Source organism: Pseudozobellia sp. WGM2 (assembly GCF_017810075.1).
Classification (GTDB): domain Bacteria; phylum Bacteroidota; class Bacteroidia; order Flavobacteriales; family Flavobacteriaceae; genus JADNYK01.
This window is the reverse complement of record NZ_JADNYK010000006.1, coordinates 82,464-106,974: the sequence shown is the minus strand read 5'-3', so window position 1 is coordinate 106,974 and position 24,511 is coordinate 82,464. Positions and strand designations below refer to the sequence as shown.

Annotated in this window: 18 protein-coding genes and 1 tRNA gene; 10 read left to right on the top strand and 9 right to left on the bottom strand. The window is 36.1% G+C overall.

All coding sequences use genetic code 11. The features are described 5' to 3' along the window. Position 1 precedes the first annotated feature (1 nt). From IV512_RS14980 to IV512_RS14955, 6 genes are all read left to right on the top strand, one after another. Positions 2 to 403, top strand: a complete 402-nt coding sequence (locus IV512_RS14980; RefSeq protein WP_209404780.1) for a Dabb family protein — start codon at positions 2 to 4, stop codon at positions 401 to 403. Positions 404 to 406: 3 nt separating this feature from the next. Next, positions 407 to 958: a GNAT family N-acetyltransferase gene (locus IV512_RS14975; protein ID WP_209404777.1), complete on the top strand. Its 552-nt coding sequence runs from the start codon at positions 407 to 409 to the stop codon at positions 956 to 958. Then, the gene (locus IV512_RS14970; protein WP_209404774.1) at positions 955 to 1,317 is read left to right on the top strand and encodes an MmcQ/YjbR family DNA-binding protein; all 363 of its coding nucleotides are present in this window, start codon (positions 955 to 957) and stop codon (positions 1,315 to 1,317) included. The genes IV512_RS14975 and IV512_RS14970 overlap by 4 nt, the downstream gene beginning before the upstream one ends. 195 nt (positions 1,318 to 1,512) lie before the next feature. After that, positions 1,513 to 3,285, top strand: a complete 1,773-nt coding sequence (locus IV512_RS14965; protein ID WP_209404772.1) for a DNA mismatch repair protein MutS — start codon at positions 1,513 to 1,515, stop codon at positions 3,283 to 3,285. A 16-nt stretch (positions 3,286 to 3,301) separates the two neighbouring features. Then, positions 3,302 to 4,303, top strand: a complete 1,002-nt coding sequence (locus IV512_RS14960) for a metal-dependent hydrolase (protein WP_209404770.1) — start codon at positions 3,302 to 3,304, stop codon at positions 4,301 to 4,303. A gap of 342 nt (positions 4,304 to 4,645) precedes the next feature. Beyond that, positions 4,646 to 4,990, top strand: a complete 345-nt coding sequence (locus IV512_RS14955; RefSeq protein ID WP_100869750.1) for a histidine kinase — start codon at positions 4,646 to 4,648, stop codon at positions 4,988 to 4,990. 6 nt (positions 4,991 to 4,996) lie between these two features. Here the strand turns inward: IV512_RS14955 and IV512_RS14950 are convergent, their stop codons facing one another. From IV512_RS14950 to IV512_RS14935, 4 genes are all read right to left on the bottom strand, one after another. Further along, positions 4,997 to 6,097 carry a DUF4407 domain-containing protein gene (locus IV512_RS14950; protein ID WP_209404767.1) on the bottom strand — a complete coding sequence of 367 codons (1,101 nt, stop codon included), beginning with the start codon at positions 6,095 to 6,097 and terminating at the stop codon, positions 4,997 to 4,999. 166 nt (positions 6,098 to 6,263) lie between these two features. Then, positions 6,264 to 8,780, bottom strand: coding sequence for a M56 family metallopeptidase (locus IV512_RS14945; RefSeq protein ID WP_209404765.1), 2,517 nt, complete (start codon positions 8,778 to 8,780; stop codon positions 6,264 to 6,266). Between the two features lie 2 nt (positions 8,781 to 8,782). Next, positions 8,783 to 9,148, bottom strand: a complete 366-nt coding sequence (locus tag IV512_RS14940) for a BlaI/MecI/CopY family transcriptional regulator (protein WP_209404763.1) — start codon at positions 9,146 to 9,148, stop codon at positions 8,783 to 8,785. Between the two features lie 81 nt (positions 9,149 to 9,229). Beyond that, positions 9,230 to 9,520 (bottom strand): hypothetical protein, encoded by a 291-nt coding sequence (locus IV512_RS14935; RefSeq protein ID WP_209404761.1) that lies wholly within the window; start codon positions 9,518 to 9,520, stop codon positions 9,230 to 9,232. Positions 9,521 to 9,655: 135 nt separating this feature from the next. Between IV512_RS14935 and IV512_RS14930 the strand changes: the two genes are divergently transcribed. Continuing rightward, entirely contained in the window at positions 9,656 to 10,234 is a 579-nt protein-coding gene (locus IV512_RS14930; protein WP_209404940.1) for an alkylphosphonate utilization protein, read from the top strand. A gap of 466 nt (positions 10,235 to 10,700) precedes the next feature. Here IV512_RS14930 and IV512_RS14925 read toward each other — a convergent pair whose 3' ends face one another. After that, positions 10,701 to 12,086 (bottom strand): dipeptidase, encoded by a 1,386-nt coding sequence (locus IV512_RS14925; protein WP_209404759.1) that lies wholly within the window; start codon positions 12,084 to 12,086, stop codon positions 10,701 to 10,703. Between the two features lie 114 nt (positions 12,087 to 12,200). On the opposite strand from IV512_RS14925, the gene IV512_RS14920 reads away from it, so the two are divergent. The 3 genes from IV512_RS14920 (at position 12,201) to IV512_RS14910 (ending at position 15,329) form a co-directional block, all read left to right on the top strand. Continuing rightward, positions 12,201 to 12,282: transfer RNA gene (locus IV512_RS14920), tRNA-Leu, on the top strand. 165 nt (positions 12,283 to 12,447) lie between these two features. Next, positions 12,448 to 14,133: a hypothetical protein gene (locus tag IV512_RS14915; RefSeq protein WP_209404755.1), complete on the top strand. Its 1,686-nt coding sequence runs from the start codon at positions 12,448 to 12,450 to the stop codon at positions 14,131 to 14,133. Between the two features lie 20 nt (positions 14,134 to 14,153). Beyond that, positions 14,154 to 15,329, top strand: a complete 1,176-nt coding sequence (locus IV512_RS14910) for a hypothetical protein (protein WP_209404753.1) — start codon at positions 14,154 to 14,156, stop codon at positions 15,327 to 15,329. Here the strand turns inward: IV512_RS14910 and IV512_RS14905 are convergent. The 4 genes from IV512_RS14905 to IV512_RS14890 are packed head-to-tail and all read right to left on the bottom strand — an operon-like array spanning position 15,326 to position 24,239. Then, positions 15,326 to 16,015 (bottom strand): hypothetical protein, encoded by a 690-nt coding sequence (locus tag IV512_RS14905; RefSeq protein ID WP_209404750.1) that lies wholly within the window; start codon positions 16,013 to 16,015, stop codon positions 15,326 to 15,328. The two genes, IV512_RS14910 and IV512_RS14905, sit on opposite strands and share 4 nt — an antisense overlap. Beyond that, positions 15,942 to 22,421, bottom strand: coding sequence for an ATP-binding protein (locus IV512_RS14900; RefSeq protein ID WP_209404747.1), 6,480 nt, complete (start codon positions 22,419 to 22,421; stop codon positions 15,942 to 15,944). The genes IV512_RS14905 and IV512_RS14900 overlap by 74 nt, the downstream gene beginning before the upstream one ends. Then, entirely contained in the window at positions 22,421 to 23,266 is an 846-nt protein-coding gene (locus IV512_RS14895) for a nucleotidyl transferase AbiEii/AbiGii toxin family protein (RefSeq protein WP_209404745.1), read from the bottom strand. Before IV512_RS14895 ends, IV512_RS14900 begins: the two co-directional genes overlap by 1 nt. Further along, positions 23,241 to 24,239, bottom strand: coding sequence for a type IV toxin-antitoxin system AbiEi family antitoxin (locus IV512_RS14890; RefSeq protein WP_209404744.1), 999 nt, complete (start codon positions 24,237 to 24,239; stop codon positions 23,241 to 23,243). Before IV512_RS14890 ends, IV512_RS14895 begins: the two co-directional genes overlap by 26 nt. Between the last annotated feature and the right edge of the window lie 272 nt (positions 24,240 to 24,511).

Genomic DNA, 24,511 nt, shown 5'->3' with positions numbered 1-24,511 from the left:
TATGAAAAAAATTACAACTACTATTTTATTTTTAACCCTTGCTATAGTCACCTATGGCCAAACAACAGATGAAATGAGAGAATTTGACCCTAATTTTACCCATACCGTTTTTTTCTGGTTAAAGAACCCTGACAGCCAAGAAGACCGAAAGGCTTTTGAGACTTCATTGCAAAAGTTTCTAGATAACTCAGCCTATGCCAAGACCAACTTTATAGGTAAACCACCTAGGGCGAGCCGTGATGTTGTCGATGGTTCGTTCACTTACTCTTTAATTGTCACTTTTGAATCGGCCGAAGCACAACAAAACTATCAAGATGAACCGCCCCATAAACTGTTTATTGAAGAATCAGCAGATTTATGGACGAAGGTTATCGTTTACGATTCTATGGGAGTTCAAGATTAAACCATGTTGGAGTTCAGAAAGGCCACAATAAAAGATAGTAAAGCAATAGCCGAGTTGCACGCCAGAAGTTGGCAACAGAACTACCGTGGAGCCTTTAGTGATGAGTATTTAGATAATCTTGCCCGTGAAGACCGAATAAAAGTTTGGTCAGAACGCTTGAACAACCCAAAAGCCAATCAACAAGTGTTGTTGGCGATTCATCAAAGTTCTTTGGTCGGTTTTATCTGCGCTTACTTTGATGATAGTGAAAAGTATGGAACATTGGTCGATAATCTACACGTATCTTCTGAACTCAAGGGAATGGGGGTCGGTAGCCAGTTGATCGCTATGATTGCCAAAGAAATTAAAGTTAATCATACCGATTCGGGCATGTACCTTTGGGTGCTTGAACAGAATACAGCTGCTCACCATTTTTACAAATCTTTAGGCGGAGAAGTGGTAGAGACCATACCCGGAAATGACATTGGCGACCGTCAAATCATAAAAACCCGATATCATTGGTCGAGCGTACAACCTCTTTTAGATAGGGTCAAGTCAAAATCTTTAAAGTCATGAACATTGAGCTATTTCGTGATTATTGTTTAACCAAAAAGGGAGTGACCGAAGAATTGCCGTTTGGTCCCGATACTTTGGTCTTTAAAGTGATGGGCAAAATGTTTGCCCTGACCGGTTTGGAAAGACTGCCACCTCAAGTAAATCTGAAATGCGATCCAGAACGGGCAATCGCACTTCGTGAAGAATATGACGGAGCAATTTTATCGGGCTACCACTTGAGCAAAGTACACTGGAATACTATAATACTGAACGAAGTGCCCCCAAAATTGATTTCTGAACTTATCGATCATTCTTACGAGCTCGTAGTTTCTAAATTTACAAAGAAACTTAAATCGGAATATGATCATCTCGATAAGTAAAGTCTGGCGATAACTAAATTGTTTAGTACGTTCTAATATTAGTAGTATGACGTTGCGAGACTGGGCGGTATCTATCTGATGATACCATCATTTAGTTCAAAACAATTTGACTTATTCTTCGGTTAAGCGGTTTGGCTTTCCCTAGACTGATAGAGAAGGCTTATCTTTATCGGCAATAAAAAACGCAGAGACTACATGAACGAACTGTCTTCTTTTTACACGGCCGAAATAGAAAAATATGAACATCAATTGGCTAGTGTGAAAAAGCGCCTGTATGCTTCCAGTATGTTGCGATTGGCCATTTTTTGTATAGCAATAGTTGTTGTTTACTTTGTGGCTCCGCAGGCGAAATTGATATTGATCGTTTTACTGGTAACCGTAGCATTATTTCTTTTTTTGGTGACAAGGCATAGTAACTTGCAATACCAAAGCGATTTACTAAAATCGCTCATCAATATTAATAAAACCGAGATGAAGGTCTTGGCGCGTAACTTTCATGACCTACCGGAAGGAAATGAGTTTAAAGACCCAACACACTATTTTAGCCAAGATATTGATCTGTTCGGCAGAGGTTCATTCTATCAATATGTCAATCGTACAGCCCTTAAACAGGGGAGTGAGATTTTTGCAAGACTGCTCAAATCAAACGATGTTGTAGCAATAGAGAAGAAACAAGAGGCCGTTAAAGAGCTTTCACAACTGCACGAATGGCGTCAAAAATTTTCGGCCATAGCTACCTTGGCAAAGACCACGACCCATACAGAAAGTATTATAAATTGGCTTGAAAACCATAAACAGTTCGTGCCAAAAGTAATGAAGGTTCTTCCGTATATTTTTTCGGTTCTCAGTATAGGTTGGTTCATACTTTATTTTATGGATTTTATTCCGGAAACCGTATTGATAATATGGTGGGCCATAGGGATGGGAATTACCGGTATTTATATTAAAAAAATTATTTTTTTAGCGGAAAGTGCATCCAAGGTGCAAAGTGTATTTCAGCAGTACAATAAGTTATTGGTGCTTATAGAAAAAGAGAATTTCGATTCTGAGATATTAAAATCTCAAAAATTGAATATCACTTCTGAGAAGTTCAAGGTTTCTGAAGTTACCGAGCGTTTTTCAAAACTATTGTACAACTTAGATAAAGTGGGCAACATGGTTTACTTTATTTTCGGTAATGGGTTATTCTTACGTACCATTAGCCACTGCTACCAGATAGAAGAGTGGATACAAAAATATGGATCATATACCGAAAAATGGTTTCAGGCTATCGCTTTTTTCGATGCTTATAATAGTATGGGCAATTTTGCCTTTAACCACCCCTCTTATACATTCCCCAAAATCCAGACCGAAGGTTCGGTCTTAAACTCCATAAGTACCGGGCACCCTTTATTGAATCCGGAACAGAGCGTTTTAAATGATTTCAAGATAGATAATGAACAGTTTTTCATTGTCACAGGAGCGAACATGGCAGGCAAAAGTACCTTTCTACGTACTGTTTCCCTTGAAATTGTAATGGCCAATCTGGGTCTTCCGGTCTGTGCGAAAGAAGTGAATTACAATCCGATCAAATTAATTACCAGCATGCGAACTACCGATTCGTTGACAGACGACGAGTCTTATTTTTTCTCTGAATTGAAAAGGTTAAAGTTTATAGTCGATGAAATTCAGACCGACCGCTATTTTATTGTACTTGATGAAATCTTGAAAGGTACCAACAGCACAGATAAGGCGAAAGGCAGTCGTAAATTTGTAGAGCGTTTGGTCAGTTCAAAGTCCACAGGAATCATTGCTACACATGATCTTAGTCTTTGCGAGGTTGCTGATGAATTACCGCAAGTTGAGAACCATTATTTTGATGCGGAAATAATAGATAATGAACTTCATTTTGATTACAAATTTAAAGAAGGGGTCTGTCAAAATATGAATGCCTCGTTCTTGTTGAAGAAAATGGAAATAGTCGACTAACTAAACTTCATGATATATGGATTCGCTGACCCAAATCGTTCTTGGTGCCGCCGTAGGTGAAGCGGTGTTGGGCAAAAAAGTGGGCAATAAGGCTATGCTTTATGGGGCTATTGCCGGTACAATACCTGACTTAGATGTTCTTGCCAATTACTTTTTCGATACGGTTACAGCTACAGAGGTGCATAGAGGTTTCAGTCATTCCGTTTTTTTTTCAATAGTTTTCGCCCCCGTTTTCGGCTGGGTCATCTCAAAATTGGAGCGAAAAAGAGAGGCAAGTTGGAGAGAATGGGCTTGGCTTATGTTCTGGGGGCTGTTCACGCACCCGATTCTCGATGCTTTTACAACTTGGGGAACCCAACTTTTCTGGCCTTTTGATGTTCGGTTGGCCTTTCAGAACATCTTCGTCATAGATCCGCTTTATACGCTGCCATTTCTGGTCTTTGTGATTCTGGCGATGTTTCAAAAAAGAACATCGCAAAAACGAAAAAAGTACAATAGGTTAGGATTGTTCATTAGCGCGTTCTATTTGATATTGACCTTGATTTTGAAAGGTCTTGGCTATAATCAGTTTCTAAAAGCTCTTGACGAGCAAAATATAACATATTATAAAATAGATACTCGGCCGTCACCTTTTAATAGCATTTTATGGATGGCCAATATTGATGTGGGCGATGCCTATCTCATCGGTAACTATTCATTTTTTGATACGGAGCGAATATCTTTTAAGAGGTATCCTAAAAACCATGACTATTTAGATAGCCTAGCCACAAACAGTAAAATCAATCGTCTTATAGCGATTGCAGAAGGGTGGTATACGATATCAAAAACAGAGGACGGTCTTTTTTTTAATGATCTTCGTTTCGGCCTGGTCAGTCTTGATCCCAACGAGACCCAATTTGCATTTAGCTACAAATTAGAAAAAACAACAGAAGGTGTCAATGTTATCAAAACTCCAAGGAAAACTGAAGATGCAAAACGACTATTAAAAGCACTTTGGGGTCGTATCTGGGGCAATTGAAATCTGTGAAGTTTATTTATGGATTAGGCATCATCGCCTATTGATTTAGGCCTTCTGATGGGATGTGTTCCTACTTTAACAAACCCAAAAATATCTCAATTTAAAGATCAATTTCTTAGTATCTTACTATTCGAAAAACATATGGGTTATAGTCGGTGAATACTAGAGGGGCGATATGTCCGTTATTTATAGGTCAGTTAACAAACCACAATAACCCCTAAGAACACCTACCATAATGACTAATTTGACAACAAAACTCAATTTTAAGTAGTAAAATTCTTACCTTTGAATCGTTTGTAAGATGTATTGCAACATTTTATCTGAGTATAGGCTCTTTTAGCTATGGATGTACAAGAACAATATTTGCGAGAAATACCAAATTTAGACTATGTGGTAGATTTGGTAGGTACTCAAGATTTCGAATTTAGAAAGAAGTTCGTTGCTATTATGCGTACCGAGTTCACTTGGGATCTGGGCAGATATCTCTACCACATAAAAATAGATGAACCTCGCGCAGCGGCAGAAATCGTACATAAGCTTAAATACAAGTTCAGTGTTTTGGGCATGAAAAAAACGTTCGAATTTGCCGAAGAGCACAAAGCAAAATTAGAGGTCGGAGATTCTAGTTACGATGAGAATTTCAAGACCATATTAAAGACGGTATCTACATTTTTAGAAACCGCTTAGTTCGGTTTATAGACTTTTAAGCTGGGTCTCTTGAAAAGCATCTGCTTGTCGTTTTAAAAGTACTTCGGCTTTTTCTTTCTTATAAGTATATACCGCTTCTTCCTCAGCAATTTCACCATAGATTTTTTCATTAAGTTCTGTATCGGTAGCTAGAATCTTTTCACGTTGTAAAACCTTTTGGGTTACCCAAGTTCGAAGGGTGGTTTCTTCATCTTCGAGCTTTAGATCATACTCTCCCTTTGGTGCTAGCAGCTTTGCTATTATGGGCGATGTTTCTATGGCCATGAATAGCAGAAATATAAAAAAGGAAGGTAACCAAGGTAGTTTTTCCAAGGCATTATTACGAGCCATTAGTCCATCAAAACCATCAATGATGGGTTGTGTGTTCTGTACGGTTTCGGCATACGCATCATTCAGTTGTGTTATTTGATTCTCAATGGACACAATCTTTTGGGCATTAGATTCTTTTAAATCGTTCAATTCAGCCAATGAAGCGTCATGTTTATTACGTTTTTCGCTATAGACAGGGCCTTTGCCGAGCAAACCGGTACCAGCAGTACCCTCCGCTTCTGAAATGTAAACATCGTATAGTGCATCGGTCGAGGCTTCTTTGGCGGTTATTTCCGCTTTTAATTGGGCAATATCTTGATTGAGTTTTTCAACAGTGGGTGTATATTGTTGCGCCAGCTGCTGTTTGTTGGCCAAAGTCATTTCATTTTTCTCTTTAAGTAAAACTTGGTTAATTTCCTTCTCGAAAATTTTCATTTCCAAAGGTTTTGAAATTACAATGGCAATAATAACCGCCAAAATAATTCGTGGAGTGGCCTGAAGCAGCTCACTGCCGAAGCTTTTTCTTTTCTTGATAGTGGAAACTATAAAACGGTCTAAATTGAAAATTAAGAGCCCCCAAATAATCCCGAAGAAGATGGCGGAGTATATATTGTCAAAAACCGTATAGAGGGCATAACTACAGGCAATAAAGGCCATTACGGCCGTAAAGAAAACAGTGGCGCCGATACCTGCATATTTGTTTTGTTCGCCTTTGGAACAGGTTTTAAGAATATCGGTATCTGCTCCTGAACAGAGAATGAAGAATCGTTGTAACATGATGTGATGATTTTGATTGATGAATTGTTGTGAAGCCTAGCTCAATACAGATTGGGCCTCAATAGGGTAACTGACTTTTGGTGACGATTAGTATGTTACAGTTGCAATTTGTTACAAAAAAAGCCTTCAAGATGAAGGCTTTAACATATTTACAAGAACTGGACCCTTAGTCGATGCGAATAGGTTCTTCGCTAAGTCTTAGTACTGGTTTTTCTCCTTTTTTATTGCGGGAATCTATGTTTATACTTTTGTTTTTCTTCAAAAGGCTTATAGCCTTTTCAGAGCTGATTTCTTTTCCTTTGAATATGAATGTGGCTCCTTTTTTTGCCATTTGTTGAACATGTTCAATAGGGGTAAGTGGTTTTGGCGGTGCGGTAGGTGCAGCCGGTTTGATAGACTTCGAATCAGAATTGTTCAATTCTATAATGTTAATGCTGTTTTCGCCTTTTGGATTTTTGGTTACGGTTATACTTTTAATCTCACCTTCCTCTTGCATTCGAACAAATTCGTGATAACTAATTTTTGTACCGTTGAGATAAATATTTACGTTTTCATCCTGCATGTCAAAACTCCAAGTGGTATTTAAGTCATTTTTTTGATGATTTGTATTTAGGTTATATGCATTCTGGTGTACATTATCGTAAGGGTCTTGGGTTTCGATTATTTTTTCTATGTGATAGTTGGCATATTGGGTGTCTGAAGCATTCTCTTTTATAAGAATCTCTTCCACCACATTTTCATTGATTTCCGTTGCTAGTTCTACTTCTTGCTGAATCTCAATAGCTTCTTCTGGAGGCGAAGGGGGTGTAGGTGGTGCCGGCGGTTCAGGAAAATTTGGAAAAGGCTCAGCATTTGCCCGCTGTTCTTCGGACATGTTGCTGAAGAGATATTCCATTCGGTCCACATCCCTTTTTAGAATGCGTATGCTCCCCTTTTTTTCCAACATCCTATTGTACTTCTTTGCCAAAGAATTGTATTCCTTCAGCTCGTTTTTAGTTATACTTGATTCCTGGTCAAAGGCTCGATGTTGCATGATATTCACCGTTGTAGCCCCAAAATCGGAAATAATGGAGTCGATTTGTTCTAATACCTCCTTAGGGGCATTTGAATCCGCAGTAATAATTACTCTTAGGCTTTTTTCTCTTTCTTTAAAGGTATCGGCCGTGTTCAGTTCCTCCAGATGTTTTTTTAGATTTTCTAGTTGTATAAGTTTATCGATTACAAGCAACTTTCCCTCCTTGTTAACAGCGATTTCAATGAGGTCTATAGTTTGTTGCTGTTGATTGTTTCCTTTGTAACATTCAGGGAACGGTTGCGCTTCCTCCTTTTGGCTTGCAGACATTTTTTTGTAAATGACTTCAAGCGTGCGCAAGTCGTTTAATGGTATTTTACGTTCACGAAGAGGTATAGCGTTGTACTTGGTTGCCATTACATTATAGTTTTCAACTTCCTTTCCCGAGAGATAATTATTTTCAATAGAAATAGGTGTATTTCCTTTTTCTCTGATTATCTCTTGATTCGGGCCGACAATGCGATAAAAACCATATTTAAATAAAGAATTATATATAAACCATACCTCGCTTTTTGGAATATCCTTTGACGAGGACAGGTGAATATTTAAAATTTTGTTTCGTATTTCAGTATTAATATCCGTGTTGAACTCATTGACAATTTCTAAGAAATTGTTCTTATCTACGTTTATTCCTTCTACTGAGTAGTTATCATTTCCTAGAATTTCTATACTCAAGCTTCTTGCATAGTATTCTGTGCTATCTTCCGAAGTTTCAAGGGGTATATAAACCTCTTTAACGGTACTAAGCGCAAATAGAAGAAATGTGGTAAGCGGGAGCACTAGGGAACTTCGTAAGACAAGTGATTTTTTTGATGATTTTTTTTTCATGATGATGAATCGTTTTTTGATGCTTTGGATTCCCTCTGCACCGATTGATGAATAAACTCTGTTTAACTGATGATTGTTGGTTGCTGATGAGGCAAACTTTAAAAGGGTATGTTGATATTCATTTGTGGGCGTTCCTTGCTTTAGAACAGCTTGGTCCGCTAAAAATTCGTGATTCAGTTTGATCCATTTTTTTAGAATGAAAATTAACGGATTGAACCAAAAGATAATTTGTAGAAGCTCTATGAACAGTACATCTAAACTATGTTTTTGATTTACGTGGGCCGCTTCATGACGTAATACCTCTTCGGGTATTGCCTTGTTCTCAAATCTCTTTTTGTTCAAAAAGATGTAATGGAGAAAGGTATAGGGTGGGGTAAAGTCTTCCAGCAAAACATTGACCCAAGACCTTGTTTTTACTTTAGGGTTGTTCCTAATATTTTTTACGAGTGAACTAAGATGGACGACAAAACGAATCGTAAAAAAGACAAATCCCAATAAATAAATGGGCAGTACTAATTGCCACCAATCCCACGGCTCTTCTTCGGCATATTCGATGGTCGGGCCAAGTTCAGTTGCCTGTACTAAGTAATCGCTGCCAACGGAGTTTGCCGGCATTTCTACATATTCTACGAAAATGATTTGCGGTATGGCAAACGATAGCACTATTGCGGCCAATAAATAGAACCTTTTTATTTGGTGCATGGGTTCCCGCTCCAAAAGCAATTTGTAGAGGGCCATAAATGCGGCCAAACACGCTGCCGATTTTAAAAGGTAGAGTAACATAATCAGCGCTTTTTGATTTCGTTGTCTATCAGTTTACGTAAATCTTCCAATTCTTCTTTGCTTAAATCGGTGGTTTCCGTGAAGAAGGAAGCAAATTGCCCCGGACTATCATTAAAAAAGTTGCGAATAAGTCCGTTTACATGTTTCGAGAAGTAGTCCTTTTTCTTGACTAAGGGGTGATATTTTCTAGAGCGCCCTTCTAAATTGTAGGCTACGAAACCTTTATCTTGCATTCGCTTGAGCAGGGTGGCAATAGTTGTCGTGGCAGGTTTAGGCTCGGGGTAAGCCTCTAAAAGGTCTTTCATAAAAGCCTTTTTTTGCTTCCACAATATATTCATTAACTCTTCTTCCGCTTTAGACAATTGCATGGCACTCTATATTTATGTTCTACAAATATAGAGTAAAATTTTATATTCTACAAACGTAGAGTTAAAAAATTTGACCAATAACTAAAAGTGATATTTATAAGAATCTAAGAAAATCAGTCCTAAGACGATGGTAATTAAAATACAGAAGCCAAGTAAGAGATATGAATTTCTTCTTCGAATAACCGCCTCTTGTCTTATATTGCTCTTTATTTCTTCTAATTTCTGAGTACTTACCGAAGGAAAATTATAATGTGTTATACCCGTTGAGCTTTCTAAAGAGAGCAAGCTCCGATTGTCGCCTTGAAACTTCTTCCTTTTCGGAATCTTGTTCTGCTTAATGCGATTTACCATGTCAATAATATGCCCGCTCATATCAATTAGGTTTCATAGTAATTTACAAAATTTTACTGATATTAAACTAATTAAAGAATGATCTTATCATTTCTAAATGATGTCGAATAGCGTTAAAATAACCTAAGTTTGCCGCAACTTAAAAAAAACACGTTGATGGGTCTCTTAGATGAATTGAAAGAAAGAAGCGGTTCGGTTTGTGAATTATGTGCGAGTGATTTGTCGTTAGAAATATATGAAGTACCGCCAGTCTCGACTGGAGGACTTGATGGCAGCATATTGGTCTGTGCGACCTGCAAGAACCAAATTGAAAATGCCGATACGATGAATGCCAATCATTGGCGATGTCTGAACGATAGTATGTGGAGCGAACATGAAGCGGTAAAGGTGGTAGCGTGGCGCATGCTTTCACGACTTAAAAATGAAGGCTGGCCAAAAGATTTGTTGGATATGATGTATTTGGAGGATGAGGTGCTGAATTGGGCCAAAGCCACCGGTGAGGGACTTTCAGATAGCGAAAAAATTATTCACCGAGATGCTAACGGAGTAATTCTTGAAAACGGAGATAATGTTGTTCTTATCAAAGATTTGAAAGTTAAGGGCTCAAGTATGGTGGCCAAACAGGGGACGGCCGTACGTCGGATTTCTTTAGATCGTGAGAATGCCGAGTACATTGAGGGTAAAGTAGACGGCCAGCAAATCGTGATTATCACTAAGTATGTGAAGAAGAGTTAGTTTTTCACAGGACTTAGGAAATAGGATGGAGGAATGAATTTTTTAAAACATAGTCCTTTTCATTTAACGGTAATTTGTATTTGAAATAATTTCTTGCGTAACTTTTAGTTATTGGATTCTTTTTGTAGTAGTTATTTATCAAGTTTTTGTGGCTAATATTTCTTGGTAACTTTTCTATTTCAATATTATTACGGAGATAATCTAAAAACTTATCCTTTAGTTTTTGAAAAGGCACTATTTGATAGTGGTCATTAATCCTTTCAAGAAATAACTCTTTTCCATTAAAGTTAATAACGCGAAAATTAAATCGATTAGCAAGAATGTCAAAAACCTCAATTTGAAGAAATTCGATTCTTGATTTGCCTCTATTAGTTTGTACTAAGTCGATAAATTTTATGGTCATTTCTGCAGCTCTACGAGTTATTTAATCAAAATTTGTTTTTCAACCATCAACCATCTTGAAAACTTAACTCATCTCCGTAAAGTATTTATAGAAATACGGTATGGTTTCGATGCCTTTGAGATAGTTCCAGACCCCAAAATGTTCATTAGGGGAGTGTATGGCGTCACTATCCAACCCAAACCCCATAAGAATGGTTTTACTTTTTAACTCTTTTTCAAACAGCGAAACAATGGGGATGCTGCCACCACTTCGCTGCGGTACCGGAGTTTTTCCGAAAGTGGTTTCATAGGCTTTGGCCGCTGCTTGATACGCCGTGTTATCAATTGGGGTAACGTATCCCTGTCCACCATGGTGAGGCTTAACTTTTACAGTTACACTCTTTGGGGCTATTTTTTCAAAATGGGTCTTGAAGAGTTCTGTAATTTCTTGCCAATCTTGATGGGGAACCAGTCGCATAGATATTTTTGCGTAGGCCTTGCTGGCAATTACCGTTTTGGCTCCTTCACCGATGTAACCGCCCCAAATACCATTTACATCTAAAGTTGGGCGAATCGAGTTTCTTTCGTTGGTCGAATACCCCTCTTCACCATGTACGGCATTTATTTGTAATGATTTTTTATATTTTTCTAGACTGAACGGAGCTTTGGCCATTTCGGCACGCTCTTGCTCAGAAAGTTCATCTACCTTATCGTAAAACCCCGGAATGGTGATATGGTTGTTCTCATCGTGTAGGGAAGCGATCATCTTGGCCAAAATGTTAATGGGGTTGGCCACGGCCCCGCCGTAAAGTCCCGAGTGCAGGTCTCTATTGGGTCCGGTTACTTCAACCTCTACATAGCTTAGCCCCCTTAGTCCGGTAGTAATCGAAGGTACATCGTTGGCGATCATTCCCGTATCTGAGATTAAGATTACGTCGTTGGCCAATTTTTCTTTGTTGGCCGCAACGAAAACTCCCAGATTATTGCTGCCGACCTCTTCTTCGCCTTCGATCATGAATTTAACGTTGCACGGCAGTTGGTCGGTCTTCACCATAAACTCCAAGGCCTTCACGTGCATGTACATCTGCCCTTTGTCATCACAGGCCCCTCTGGCAAAAATGGCACCCTCAGGGTGTATGGGGGTTTCTTTGATTACAGGTTCGAATGGGGGAGAGTTCCATAAATCTACCGGATCGGGCGGTTGAACATCATAATGCCCGTAAACCAGAACGGTCGGTAAATCAGGATTAATGATTTTTTCCCCATAAACGATGGGGTAGCCATCGGTCTCACAAATTTCGACCAGATCACAACCTGCTTTTTCTAGAGCAGCCTTTACTGCTTCCGAAGTATCTATAACATCTTGCGAGAAGGCAGAGTCGGCACTAATTGACGGTATTTTAAGTAATTCGATAAGTTCTTCTAAAAATCGATCCTTGTTTTGAGCAAGGTATTTCTGTACATTTTGCATGGTACGAAATTAGGGTAGTTTTTAAAAATACAAAAAAGATCGTTTTAGTAGTTTTAAAATTTAGAGATTTCAAAATTTGCTTTATATTTGCATCCCAATTTGATTTTGGGAAATGCAGGCGTGGTGGAATTGGTAGACACGCTAGACTTAGGATCTAGTGCCGCAAGGTGTGAGAGTTCGAGTCTCTCCGCCTGTACAAAGGAAAAGCCGACTTTTAGGAGTCGGCTTTTTTTATTTGGGTACAACATAGGTACAACATTTTGTTTTTTCTTATACTTAATTTAAATTAACATCAGATGATATGCGTTGCTTGCAAAGACTATATAATAGGTTATTCGGTAATAGAATTCATAATTCTCATATGATTAGAACTGTTCAAAGACTTGAATTTGAGAATATTTTTCCTGATGAAGAACCGAAAGATGCTACTTATTATTTAAGCAAAGTTTCTTCTTCAACATTGCTAGGAGTAATTGGTTTTACGACAACAGATCCGCAGCCTAATTTCGATAATTTTATTACTGACCCCGATGTAAGTTGGGATATCATTCAGAGGGTTACAAAATATGGTAAGGAAAATGAAATTCCTGAAAAACCAGAAGTCATCTCTAGAGAGGCTAGTTTAAGACTAGCTGAAATTATATTAGCCAATCGTACCGATTTATTGGATGGTAATACTAATAATCATGTAACAGATGATGAGCTCAACATTCTAAAAGCATTCTTAATTATTAACAAAGAGGTAAATGAGAAGCAAAACTTTGGCGATGCACAAGATAACATTGACAGAATGGCCGAAATGCTTATTACCATGTCATTTTCTTCTGCGGATATTGGCATTTATTCTCATACCGATTTGGAATTTGGAAAATTGGTGTATGCTACTTTGACTAAGTTCGAGTATTTGTTAGCGTTTTTGGCATCAAAAACCGAATATGATTACTTGCAGAATGCATTATGTATCACTTTTAAGGTAAGTGACATCGAAGAATTGAGAAAACAGGTCAAGCTTCTCTTTGCCATGTTGTTGAGATTGAAACTTAATAATAGTTATAAATTCAGTTTGGAAGATCCAGATAACTTAAAGTTCCTGAAAAGCTTAGCATCGGCAGAAATCGAGGAATCAGCGGATTTTACAAACCTTAAAAATTATCCCATCTATGAAATAGATGAAAACACATTTTCTATCATCGATTATTTCTTTGCAGTAGATAAGTTTTTTAAGAGTGTCCGTTTTATAATGAAGGACGCTTACAATAAGTATCATAAATTAGGGCCGAAGGATGGTTCGTTTTTTGGCTTTTATAACACCGAGTTTTCGGAAGAGTTTTTGATGAAGAAAGTCCTCGACGAAGTTTTCCATTGGAAGTATATGGTCAAGAGACAAATTGCTGATACAAGAGATAATGAACCAGACTACTACGTGCGACATGGTAATAAGATTTATCTTTTCGAAAACAAGGACATCCTTGTTGCAGCCGGCATCAAAAGTTCTTCCGACATAGCTGAAATAAAGAAGCTTTTGAAAAAAAAGTTTTTGAAGGATGATACTCGGGCTGTAGGAATCGGTCAATTGATCAAATCCATTGAGCAAATTGTAGAAAATAAATTCCCCTATGATGATTATGTCAATCAAAAAAAGAATCTGACTATTTATCCAATACTTTTAGTTAGCGATAGAATTTTTGAAATTCCAGGTATGAATTACATTTTAAATCAATGGTACTTGGAACTGGTAAAAGAAAAACTTGCCGACAAATACAATCGTAATCTCATTAGGGATTTAACCTTTATTGATATGGATACTTTGATCTATTGGTTACCTCATTTAAAAACAAAAGACGGTAATCTCAGAAAAATAATTGAAGAACATCACCGAGGTATGAATTTTCAAAAGAAAATCAATACTCCAGATTTAAAGAAAGCCCATGAGGAAGCTAACATGTACTTTCATCATAATCTTTCTCCAATTAGCAATCGTTTTGAAAAATACCGTTTTCCAAGAAAGCTGATGGTGGAAAAATTCCGTGATGTTTTAAAAGACTAGCTATATAGCCCTGAAATAATATGAAAGCATCCCAATCGTTACCGAAGCCAGAAAATTGGCAAGATTTTGAAAGCCTTTGCAAAAAACTATGGGGAGAAATATGGAATTGTCCCGAAATAAAGAAAAATGGACGCTCTGGTCAAAATCAATTAGGAATTGATATTGTTGGTATGCCTGTCGGCGAGAATGGCTACTACGGAATTCAATGTAAAGGTAAAAGCGAATACAACGATAATCAGCTGACAAAAAAGGAAATTGTAACAGAAATTGAAAAGGCAAAACGCTTCGAGCCAAAATTGAAGAAAATGTATTTTGCTACTACGGCTCTCAAAGATAGTAGGGTAGAGGCCATTATTAGGAAAAAAAATATTGAACATTTACAGATTAGTTTGTTTGAAGTACATATCTATTCTTGGGAGGATATTGTCGATTTAATCTTTGAAAATAAATCCACCTACGATTATTACTTAAATAGTCAAACCTTTAAGAAACGCCAATCCATAATTGTTTCCTTTGAAAACGGTGAATCGGAAATAACACGGTACCCAAAATTTATAAAAAAATCACATATTTCTGCAAGCAAGTATGATGAAATGGAAAGGAATGCCGAAAGGTTTCTATCTCCAATTTTAAAAAATCAACTGAAGTGGCAGGAGAAAATGTGGAAGAATTATGGTGTTCTGGATTTCGGTGGATTCTCAACAGCTAATCGTACCGAATTAAATAGGAGTTTTATTGAAAGCAAGATACTGTTAGTAAATGACGGTACAGAACCTTTAGAACACTGGAAGCTTACCATACACTATCCAGAGGAAATTGTTGAATTGTCAGATGAAAACAAAGAAAGAAAAGGAAATTTTATTATTCCATCATATCGAACTATAAATCACGATACTTATATTGACACAGAGAACCATCTAGTGGAAATAGAACCGCGAAAGAAAATTTTGGTAGGAGATGACAGCTTTCGATCTAAACCAATTTTTGTTAAGCCAATAGCTGAAGAAAGAACAATTGAAATTCCCTGGAAATTAGTTTCAAAGAACTTCAAGGAAGAAGGCATTCTAAAAATGAATATTGAGCCTAAATTTGATTATAGAAGAGTCAAAGTGGCAGATGATTCCCCATTTCTTTTAGATGAACGAAAAAGAGTAGTAATTGAGGATTTTATAGAAATAATAGATGACGATAACTAATTTTTAGATAATGTCTGTCTAACAGATTCTTTCAATCTTAACAATTCCTTTTTCTGTCCCTCAATGAGCTCTTCTAAGTCATCGAAGATGTGATTGAACCTTTCCTCAATAGAACTTGTTTTGACCTTGTCAAAGTCTATTGAACTGCTTCCTTTCATCGCTATCATCGTATCCAATTGGGTAAGGAGTTCTCTTTCCGTTTTGGTTAAAAATTCTTTATGTTCATTTAACCATTGTTCATCCTTGAACATCAAATCGCTATTCAAATGTAGTTCTATTGATTTATTGAAAATATTTTCAGTATTATTTTTGACTACATCAATAAAGTTTGCCCAAGCATTATCTCTTGGTAATGGCCGATATTCAAGCCATCTAGGGGAAATTAAATAGTCTCGTTCTTTGAAAACTTCAAGGATTTCTAGTATTGGCTGTAAACTCTGTAGGGGTTTAGTTATAGGGAGAAATTCTTTATTACTCCAAAGTTTGAGGATTAGTTCGCAACATTCTTTCTGTAATTGCTTCTTTCTTTTCGGAGACTTACAATTTTCAATATTATCTATCAGTTCGGCGAGGTAATGAACTAACCATCTTGCTAACGTATTTACCGAATACTCAAGCTTCAGTTCCTGAATTAGCTTTTTTCCTAATTTTAAAATCTCTTCCTCCGAGTGTTTTGACGATGCCATTTGGTTTTATTAAATAAATTTTCACGTTGTTCTTTAATTTCAATTCCCATCTATCCCGCCCATAGATTCGTTCTTTTAATTGTCTATCTATTTCGCACTTAATAATCATGCATCTATCAACTTTATTGAGGAAATCTAGAAGAAAATTAATGTCTACCCTAAAGAGCACTCCGTCGCTTTCAACTTGACCGTGATGTTTATATTCTGTTATTTCACTCCAATGTTGATATTCAGCTATAAGCTTGTTTTTCAAAAAAGTTTTCTTATAGGATTTTTGTAAAGTGATATCAAAAGAATCTCGTACTATTTTTCCGAACGTAATATAGTCTTTTGCAATGTCCGCAGCCAAAGGGTCGTGTTTGTCTAAACCATCCACTTCTGACCTTGGGTTGCTTAACCATCCAAAATATTCAAACCCACATTCATTTATTTCGAACCTATCTTCATCTTCTTCGAAAGGTATCCAATAATCGTGACTATTTGTTGCTGATTGAAAAGCTCTCAAAAGGGCATCAGAACCTTTATTGGAAACTAGGGCTGACCGTATTGATACAGCTTCATAGTTTTCTCCATAATGTCTTGTGCCTCCCGAAAAAGCAGTTATCTGATCTTTTCCAAAGTAATGATTGAACCCTACCTCAAAATCATATTTTTTTTCATCAATATTGTCTCTCCATCCTTTATCAAACTTACTATACTCGATATGCCAATATTTTTTTTCCAAAGGCAATGGGTCTCGCGAATCAGATAACCAATAATTATCCCATGTATTGGCTTTAGATGGCAACCAAGATTCCCAATTTTCCCAGTTCCAATCACTTTTAATAAGAGAGTATTTACTCAGCAGTTCAGTTGCGGCACAGAACATCGCGTGATACTCATGATAGGTTTGTAAATCTTCGATTGTTGGATGGTTACTATGACGTTTACTCAAAAGTGGGAAATCACGCTGATCGGTCTGATTTCTGACATAATCGTCATTATTTACATTTCCTTTATAACCCCAAATGTCTGTTATTATGTTGTCGCAAATATCAGCTACTTCATATTCTGAAACATTAAAAAATTCTCCTAGTCTATTAAAAGAATAGGGCAGGGTATCCATTATATCAAAGTCAAATTTCCATTCCTTTTCAGAAGACGATTTTGCCTTTCTTTTATGCTTTCCAGATTTTTCTTCGCTTATCTTAGGAAGCTTGCTAGTCAAAGTATTACTAATATTCGTGAGTTCCATAGAAGAATAAATGGAGTCGTCAAGCTCATATAGTTGCAGACAAGTTTTTTTGATAAAGAACTGTATTAAGGTATGTGGTAATTTATCATTCATCAACTCCTTATAAAAACAATCTTTTAAATGGATTAAGACTTTTGGATTTTCGTTGCTGACTCTTTCAATTGCAATCCACAAGTAAAGTTTGGCTGACATCCAGTAATAGGTATATTCCTTGTTTTGAAATGGATAGCAGGTAGTTTTATTCTGTGCATTCAACAAATTGTCGAGAATTCCAACTTCCCCGACATTAATGAGCCTTCTTATCGCATGAACGGCCCTCCATCTCAATCTCTTGTCTGGATTTCCTAAAACAAATCGTAATATTCCAGAAACGGCTAGGTCAGAGCTAGCTGGGGGCGACAGGTCTTCGTTCCATTCACCATCGGCTATCTTTCTATCTATTTTAGCTGTCCAGCGATTAAGAACCCATGTTATTGTTTTTTCATTTTCAGTTTTATCGAGTGTTTTGTTCATTAATGAAAACGAACCGTAAATAGACTCATCTGAAAGGTTTTCTATTTTTTCTGGAAGTAGGTTTCTCATTGTCACTGCAAGATCGGAATCTTCGAGAGAAAATAATTTTGCAAAGGAGTTAATATGGGATAATAATAAATAATCATCCTTATTGAACTCGCTAAACCATTTTGATAGGACATATTTAAATCTTTCCTTTTTCCATTTTCTCACTGAAGGATGAATACTCCATTCGTTAAGACACCCTTTTAAAGCATTCTCAAAAGCATATAAGTTTAATAATTCTGAAGATATGTTTATCAAAGCATCAAGATGTTTTACATAATTTTTTGGGGTACAATTTTCTTTAACTTCGGCCAAAAAATTCTCAACTATCAATCTGGTGCCATAATCATTCCCGGCTTGGTCTATCTCCATAATTGCTTTCTCAAGGTCTTGTGTGGACAAGATGTCAATTTTAGCTAAATCTATAGGATGCTCATGTTCTTCTTTCTTATAATTATTTCCATATTCGGATTTTTTCTCATTCTTAAGGTCGTTTCTGAATTCCTTATATTCTTCAATTTCTTGAACTAGATTTGGAAACAGCCTTTTACTATCCTTTACTTCATTATACAATGCTTCAATCAAAGCCAAGTTCTTATCTAGCTTTAAGTTTCTAAATATTGTCTTTGTGAAGTTCGTTAGGTTTTTATCATCAGTATTCAGCTTATATTGGGAGATGACCTTTTTATAGATTTCAATTATCTCATCATGATAATAATGAGTGTTTAGGGGTAGGAGAGCTCCAGCTATATTATGGCTTATGATTCTGTTCTTTAATGATGTATTGATTATAGGTATAATGTAACGGTTTAATTCAATAACATTTCTATGATGCCATCGGCTAACTGTTGAGAAGGCAGAGCTAGGGTCGAGGTTGAAAATACCCTTTATACCTTCGCTAAATGGAAAGTGTTTCTTGTCATAGTAGCCCAATTTTTCATCTGCATATTCAATATAACGAGCAAAATCATACGCAAGTTTTGAATTGCGACTTAGTATCCCATTTTCGGTTAATCCATATAGACATCTAATCTGATAAAATGCTTCATAGTCAACATCTGAAACTGCCTCAATAGCTTTGTCAAAATAGTATTTGCCCACGGTAGCATCAATTTTAGATGCTATAATGGAACACTCAATAAACAAGTCTGTCGCTTCTGTTGCCGACATTGTCTTATTGGAAATGATTTGGTCTAGTTCATCTAAAATCTTAAGGGATAGTTTGTGAAGAATAGACTGATGCAATATTTTTTCAAGCACGTTAAGTCTTAATCGTATCTGATTTGATTTATCATTCAAAAATGAGCTAATGATTTGTTCTATGTACCCTTCATTTTTATCTAATAAGACAACAAACTCCAATAGAGAACCGGCTAAATAATTAAGCCTGTCGTTAGCCCAATGAGAATAATGTCTAAACTTCCAATCATCTCTTATGTTACTACAAATTTGAGAGAATTTTGAAACACACTCTTTTGTATTTAATCGACCGGTTAACTTGTCTGCCTTAAGCTGGAAAATAGGGATAGCATGTTTGAAGAAACTTGTGAAATCATTTTTGTCATTTTCAAGACTTCTTCTTTTTTCATAATCTTTAATTTTATCAATGTCCTTAAATTTTATAGGATATAAGTCATCAAGAAGAGTAGCCTTTTTGCTCAATGAGGATTTCAAAGTCTCTAGTTTGAGACTGATTTCAAACTCCAATTGCGAATCTTTGTAGTGGTCATAGGTAGTTGAGAAATGAGGAACGCGGTTTGGAATTTTGTAGGTAATGGAATCCAAAATCTTTGATATTTCTTCTTGAGAAACATCTGTTGCAGAGATTAATATTTCACAAAAGTCAACTATTGCGGCATAAAATGAATTTTCAAAATCTATCTTTTTGTTCAGAACTTTTTTCAAAAACTCAACAATAAGTTCAAAATCGAAATGACCGATTGACCTATTAAACTTGAAGAGTTTATTGATTAAAAAGATTTTAGCCAAAAAAGGTAGCTCCAAGTTATTTGTCCATTCTTTTATTTCCTTTTCCTTAGAATTGAATAGGGTGTTTTCCAAAAATAAATCGCCGCTCGCTACGTGGATTGACTTTGGTATCCATCTACATAATGAATCAAATGCTTTTTTTGTTCCATAGGTTCTTAGTATTGACTCCGTTTCAAAAGCAATGTCTTGAAGACTTACTGGATACTCGTGTCGTTCATCTTCAGTTAAAGAAGTGTACTTCCAATTCAACCATTTATGGGCGGTCTGTAAATGATTTTTGCTGATTTCTTTTTTGCTTGGAATTCTAGAATAGATACCAGCTAACTTAAGATGGAAAGAGCCACCCCAAGCCTTGCCTTCCGAATTATTACTTAATTTCAATAATGAAGAATCATCGCCAAACTGGATTACCAGATCTGGATTATTTATTAAAAGGTTCGTTAGTGCCTTATCATTTTTTGATTCTTCAGCAGCAATAAAAAGTAGCTTAAAAAAAGTAATGTTATCTGTGTCACTATCCGAAACCTTTAATGCTAACTTTGTTCTACCTATATAGGTTTCTTTATTTCGAACAGGGTCGATTGGTAGTGAGCGAAATTTTTCTTCAAGAACTATATTCTTCAAATCCTCTTTAAGCCCTGCTTCAAATAAAATATTTCCAAGATTAATAGAAGCATATTCATCCTCATCTGACTTTTCAATAAACAGGTTAGCAATTTTATTTAGATTAGAATCGCCTACAATGTAAACTCCCCGGACGTAATTTTCAAAGTCCTCATCTCTAAAACTAAATTTATCGTTGTCCAATACTAGACCATGCCATATATCAGATGCTAAATCATTAAAGAGCTCTACGGGTTCATCAAGGAGTCTAGATATATATTCTACAGGTACCGGCCTTGGAAGGGTAATTAGGTTAACAAAGAAATTATCTATTAATTCTCGACCGTTAGATCCAATTTTTTTGATAGCCTCATTTATTCTTTCCTCAATAATATCTTCAACTACTTTGCCATTTGGCCGTAGATAATTGATGATTTCACTAATTCCTTGCTGTTTTAAGCCTATAGAATAAGATTGGACTCTTGGAATACCTTTAGTTAGCTCATGAAAATCGGAGACTTCTTCATCCGAACTATCAGGTAAAAAGTATTTTATGTGAATTTCGGTCTCGTCATTGGTAAAGGGAGATATTTGTATGTCACAATATTTATGAGGTAGTTTAAGTGTGTTTTTTCTGTGAGTTCTACATGTGACAATAAGTTTACATTCTATGGGTAATGTTTCTTCTAGCATATCATGGACAAAAGAACTCTCTTCCCTCTTCTTTGCCGCCGTAACATTATTGTCAGCAGCATCAATGATAATAACTAAATAAGCATTTTTATTTCTTTGTTTTAAAATGTTTAAGGCATCATTTAGTCTTCTTTTGAACTCTTTGACATAAGTTTCATCAGATTCATTTTTCGAGATTAAAAAATCTACGCCTGTCTTTTCTGCAATTTCATTTGTGACTTGTACTAATGCATTTCTATGCAAATGTCTACGGTCAGAAGAATCTAAATATGATCCATTGCCATAGCAATCATAGATAACACATTCACAATAATCTGGAATATGTCCTTTTATTTGCTGAACAATTGTTGATTTGCCTATTCCTGCTCCTCCATGAAGGCAAATAGGGATGTCTTTTGAACTCTCGATTGTGCTTATTATATCATCTAATTGCTCTCGTTTGATTGATTTTTTTAATTTCTCAAATCTCTGAGGAACCGGAAAAAGATTTTCTAAACTACCGTTATTGAATCCAAGGTTCGCAATAACATTTATTAATGTAATTCTTGTATTTGATTTGGACTCAGGCATCATTTTTTTCCAAATCAATCTTGAGAAGCCATTAAATTGATGCTTGGAAGAGACACTTGTATTGCTGATTGCTACTACTAGCTCCTTTTCTAGTAAATCTCTAGAGTTAGCTCCACAATCTTCAAAATCAAGTAAACTGACAAAATCAGAGAATTCGGTTAACTTCAGCTCCGATGCTTCAAATAACTTCTTTAAGCTATTCCGATGTTTGGGGAGATTGTTCAGTATTTTATTAAAGCTTGTTTTCTTTTTGATGGACGAAGATAGTTTACCCTGAACATCGATTAGTGATTTTAAATGGTCGGGGTTCATATTCCTATTACTTACAAACTTTATTTTGACCTTTTGTAATACTAAATCTCTGCCGAACTCAGTCAACAGAACTTTGTATATACTGGCAAGTCTGTGAACTATTGAACCTTTGTTTGACTTGCCTTTTTTTCCCTTATAAAGTTGATAGAATGTCCAGTTTTCTAGAGCTCTTCGAGTACTGTATTTTAGTTGGGAGATTACTACCCTTTTCGCTTCTAAGAAATGTTCTCCCCCATAATATTCAATCAAATCAATACCTAGTAATTTCTCGCCATGAGGGTCAATTTTGTTGGATAGCGATTGTTCAACCCCCTCTATACCTAAAGCTTTCAGACCATTTTCATCGAAGTTTAATAGATCAAGTGATTTTTTAATTGCCCAAAGAATATGGAAATCATCACCTGCACTTGATAAGTCGGCATCGGGGATAGTTGTGTACTTAGCCATTATAAATTCACTTCTGTTAAACCCTCCTTAAACTCCTCCAAAAGTTCCACGGCATACTCCAAATCCCAATCCTTATTTTTGACCCATTGCTTGGCAATGGATGATTCTTTAGCATCAATGATATTCTTATTTATAGTTGCTAGTATTCGTTCGTTAATTGGTTCGGAAATAGTTAAAAACTTGCTCGCATTTCTTCCCAATACCCTTGCAGAAACTTTGAGTTGGTCGAGTTCGTCATTCTCTGGAAAGGTATCATTATGATGTTCCACTATTTCGTCATAGTTGTAATCAAAGTAGTGCTCGATTATTCTTAGGATATCGTATAAGTCATTGTCTCTTTCTTCCGGCCTATCGCTCCAAGCAATTAGCTTCAAAATTACCATGCCAGGTAGAGAAGGTATGTTGATGGATTTTTCCTCTATTTGGACGCTAGTTGATGCTTCAAGGACTTCACTAAACCCGAGTACGTGTAGATCAGTATGACGCTCGTTAAAGTTAACCGTGAACTTTTCCTCGATTTCCCCAAAAGGCAATAGGTCGATTACAATATTGAATTTGGGATTGTATAAAGTCCAAGGAGCTTCAACTTTGTTAAACCCATGTTCTGCCAATTCACTTACAACGGCCTCAAATTCTTGGATGGATGAAATCATTATGGCGAAGTCAATATCCTTTGTTCCTCTACTCGGTTTGATACCGTCTTTTAACAGTTCTAATGCAATTGCACTGGCACCTATTAAGTAATAGGGGACATTTAATTTTTTCATTACTCCGTCGATACAATCAAAGACTTCTTTGAAATATGGAATGGATAGCTCTTTATATGTTTGGTTTGATACGTTCATCAAAAATCATTTTTGCAGTTTCCCTACATCTTTGGTTGTTTGTTATCATTAAATCTGCGTAGACTAATTCCTTTGGGACGGTTTTGTTATTAAATTTGGTATTCCAAAACATTTCATACACGAATATTTCTCCATCTTCATCCGGTACTAATCTATAGTTAATCATTAAATCCTTATTTGTTTCGGTGGTGTACAAAGTGAATTCTTCCGGACGCAAATAGTTGGTCAATAAGTCGCCTGCTGGTTCCCCTCCCCACAAAGTCTTATTTGTATTTAAATCAATTTCTCTCCAGTTTAAATCTCTATTTTGAAATCGAAACCTTTGTTTAAATAATGTAGGTCTTAATGTTTGGTCAAATTCAGCTATCCACTTATCCAATAATTCTTCGTAACCATTGATTACATATTCTTTGGTATTCAGTTTCAATAGGTAATCAGTTTCCCATAGGCCATTAATCACTTGAGGAATATTACCAAGTCCGACATTGGTCAAGTCTGCAATTTCCCTTTGTGTCCGGTTTATTAGTTGTGGGTCTATCAAAAAATGAAACACTACTTTCAATCCAGTTTTAGTGAAGGCCCTATTCCCTTTTTCTTTTCGGGTTTTTAGAGGTTTGTTCGTATCAATGAATAGATATACATTGTTCTGGTTTATATAAGCATTGCCATTGGCCTCGAGATAATTTATGTCATTTTCTCTTAGTTCTTTTTTAGTTTTTGGGTACAGTTTCTCAGCAACCAAAAGAAAATCTTTGAAATGATTTTTATTTTCAATCAGGTTATATAGTTGATGATTCTTGACATCTTTCTTGATTTCAACATTAAACTTAAGTTTGTGGTCGTTAACCAAGAAATTTAAAAGTCCATCGATATTCATATCATTTCTTTGTTCCTTAGTTTCCCAATTCAAAAAAACGATTACATTCTTATCTAACCTGTCAAAGGCTTTATGTATTATTTCCTCCTCCTTCATTACGCTTATTTGTAATTGTTCACGTTTTTATATTGTTCATTATTCGTGAACATAATTAAAATGTGAACAAATATAATAAAAATATAAGAATCCTACTACGTTTATTCCATTCAAGTATGCGCTAGCTTGTTGTGTCATGATTTGACATTAGGAACAATACTAGGTACTTCAATACGAAAACCGCTGATGAGTTTGAAGGTTTATATATCCATAGATTGGTTAAATCACCTTACTTGGAATTTAGAAGCTATTCCACGAGATATAACAATTTC

What these genes read in the sequence shown, in the direction of transcription:
- IV512_RS14980 (WP_209404780.1), top strand. Translation starts at nt 2, where the DNA reads ATGAAAAAAATTACAACTACTATTTTATTTTTAACCCTTGCTATAGTC.
- IV512_RS14975 (WP_209404777.1), top strand. Translation starts at nt 407, where the DNA reads ATGTTGGAGTTCAGAAAGGCCACAATAAAAGATAGTAAAGCAATAGCC.
- IV512_RS14970 (WP_209404774.1), top strand. Translation starts at nt 955, where the DNA reads ATGAACATTGAGCTATTTCGTGATTATTGTTTAACCAAAAAGGGAGTG.
- IV512_RS14965 (WP_209404772.1), top strand. Translation starts at nt 1,513, where the DNA reads ATGAACGAACTGTCTTCTTTTTACACGGCCGAAATAGAAAAATATGAA.
- IV512_RS14960 (WP_209404770.1), top strand. Translation starts at nt 3,302, where the DNA reads ATGGATTCGCTGACCCAAATCGTTCTTGGTGCCGCCGTAGGTGAAGCG.
- IV512_RS14955 (WP_100869750.1), top strand. Translation starts at nt 4,646, where the DNA reads ATGGATGTACAAGAACAATATTTGCGAGAAATACCAAATTTAGACTAT.
- IV512_RS14950 (WP_209404767.1), bottom strand. Translation starts at nt 6,097, where the DNA reads ATGTTACAACGATTCTTCATTCTCTGTTCAGGAGCAGATACCGATATT.
- IV512_RS14945 (WP_209404765.1), bottom strand. Translation starts at nt 8,780, where the DNA reads ATGTTACTCTACCTTTTAAAATCGGCAGCGTGTTTGGCCGCATTTATG.
- IV512_RS14940 (WP_209404763.1), bottom strand. Translation starts at nt 9,148, where the DNA reads ATGCAATTGTCTAAAGCGGAAGAAGAGTTAATGAATATATTGTGGAAG.
- IV512_RS14935 (WP_209404761.1), bottom strand. Translation starts at nt 9,520, where the DNA reads ATGAGCGGGCATATTATTGACATGGTAAATCGCATTAAGCAGAACAAG.
- IV512_RS14930 (WP_209404940.1), top strand. Translation starts at nt 9,656, where the DNA reads ATGGGTCTCTTAGATGAATTGAAAGAAAGAAGCGGTTCGGTTTGTGAA.
- IV512_RS14925 (WP_209404759.1), bottom strand. Translation starts at nt 12,086, where the DNA reads ATGCAAAATGTACAGAAATACCTTGCTCAAAACAAGGATCGATTTTTA.
- IV512_RS14915 (WP_209404755.1), top strand. Translation starts at nt 12,448, where the DNA reads ATGATTAGAACTGTTCAAAGACTTGAATTTGAGAATATTTTTCCTGAT.
- IV512_RS14910 (WP_209404753.1), top strand. Translation starts at nt 14,154, where the DNA reads ATGAAAGCATCCCAATCGTTACCGAAGCCAGAAAATTGGCAAGATTTT.
- IV512_RS14905 (WP_209404750.1), bottom strand. Translation starts at nt 16,015, where the DNA reads ATGGCATCGTCAAAACACTCGGAGGAAGAGATTTTAAAATTAGGAAAA.
- IV512_RS14900 (WP_209404747.1), bottom strand. Translation starts at nt 22,421, where the DNA reads ATGGCTAAGTACACAACTATCCCCGATGCCGACTTATCAAGTGCAGGT.
- IV512_RS14895 (WP_209404745.1), bottom strand. Translation starts at nt 23,266, where the DNA reads ATGAACGTATCAAACCAAACATATAAAGAGCTATCCATTCCATATTTC.
- IV512_RS14890 (WP_209404744.1), bottom strand. Translation starts at nt 24,239, where the DNA reads ATGAAGGAGGAGGAAATAATACATAAAGCCTTTGACAGGTTAGATAAG.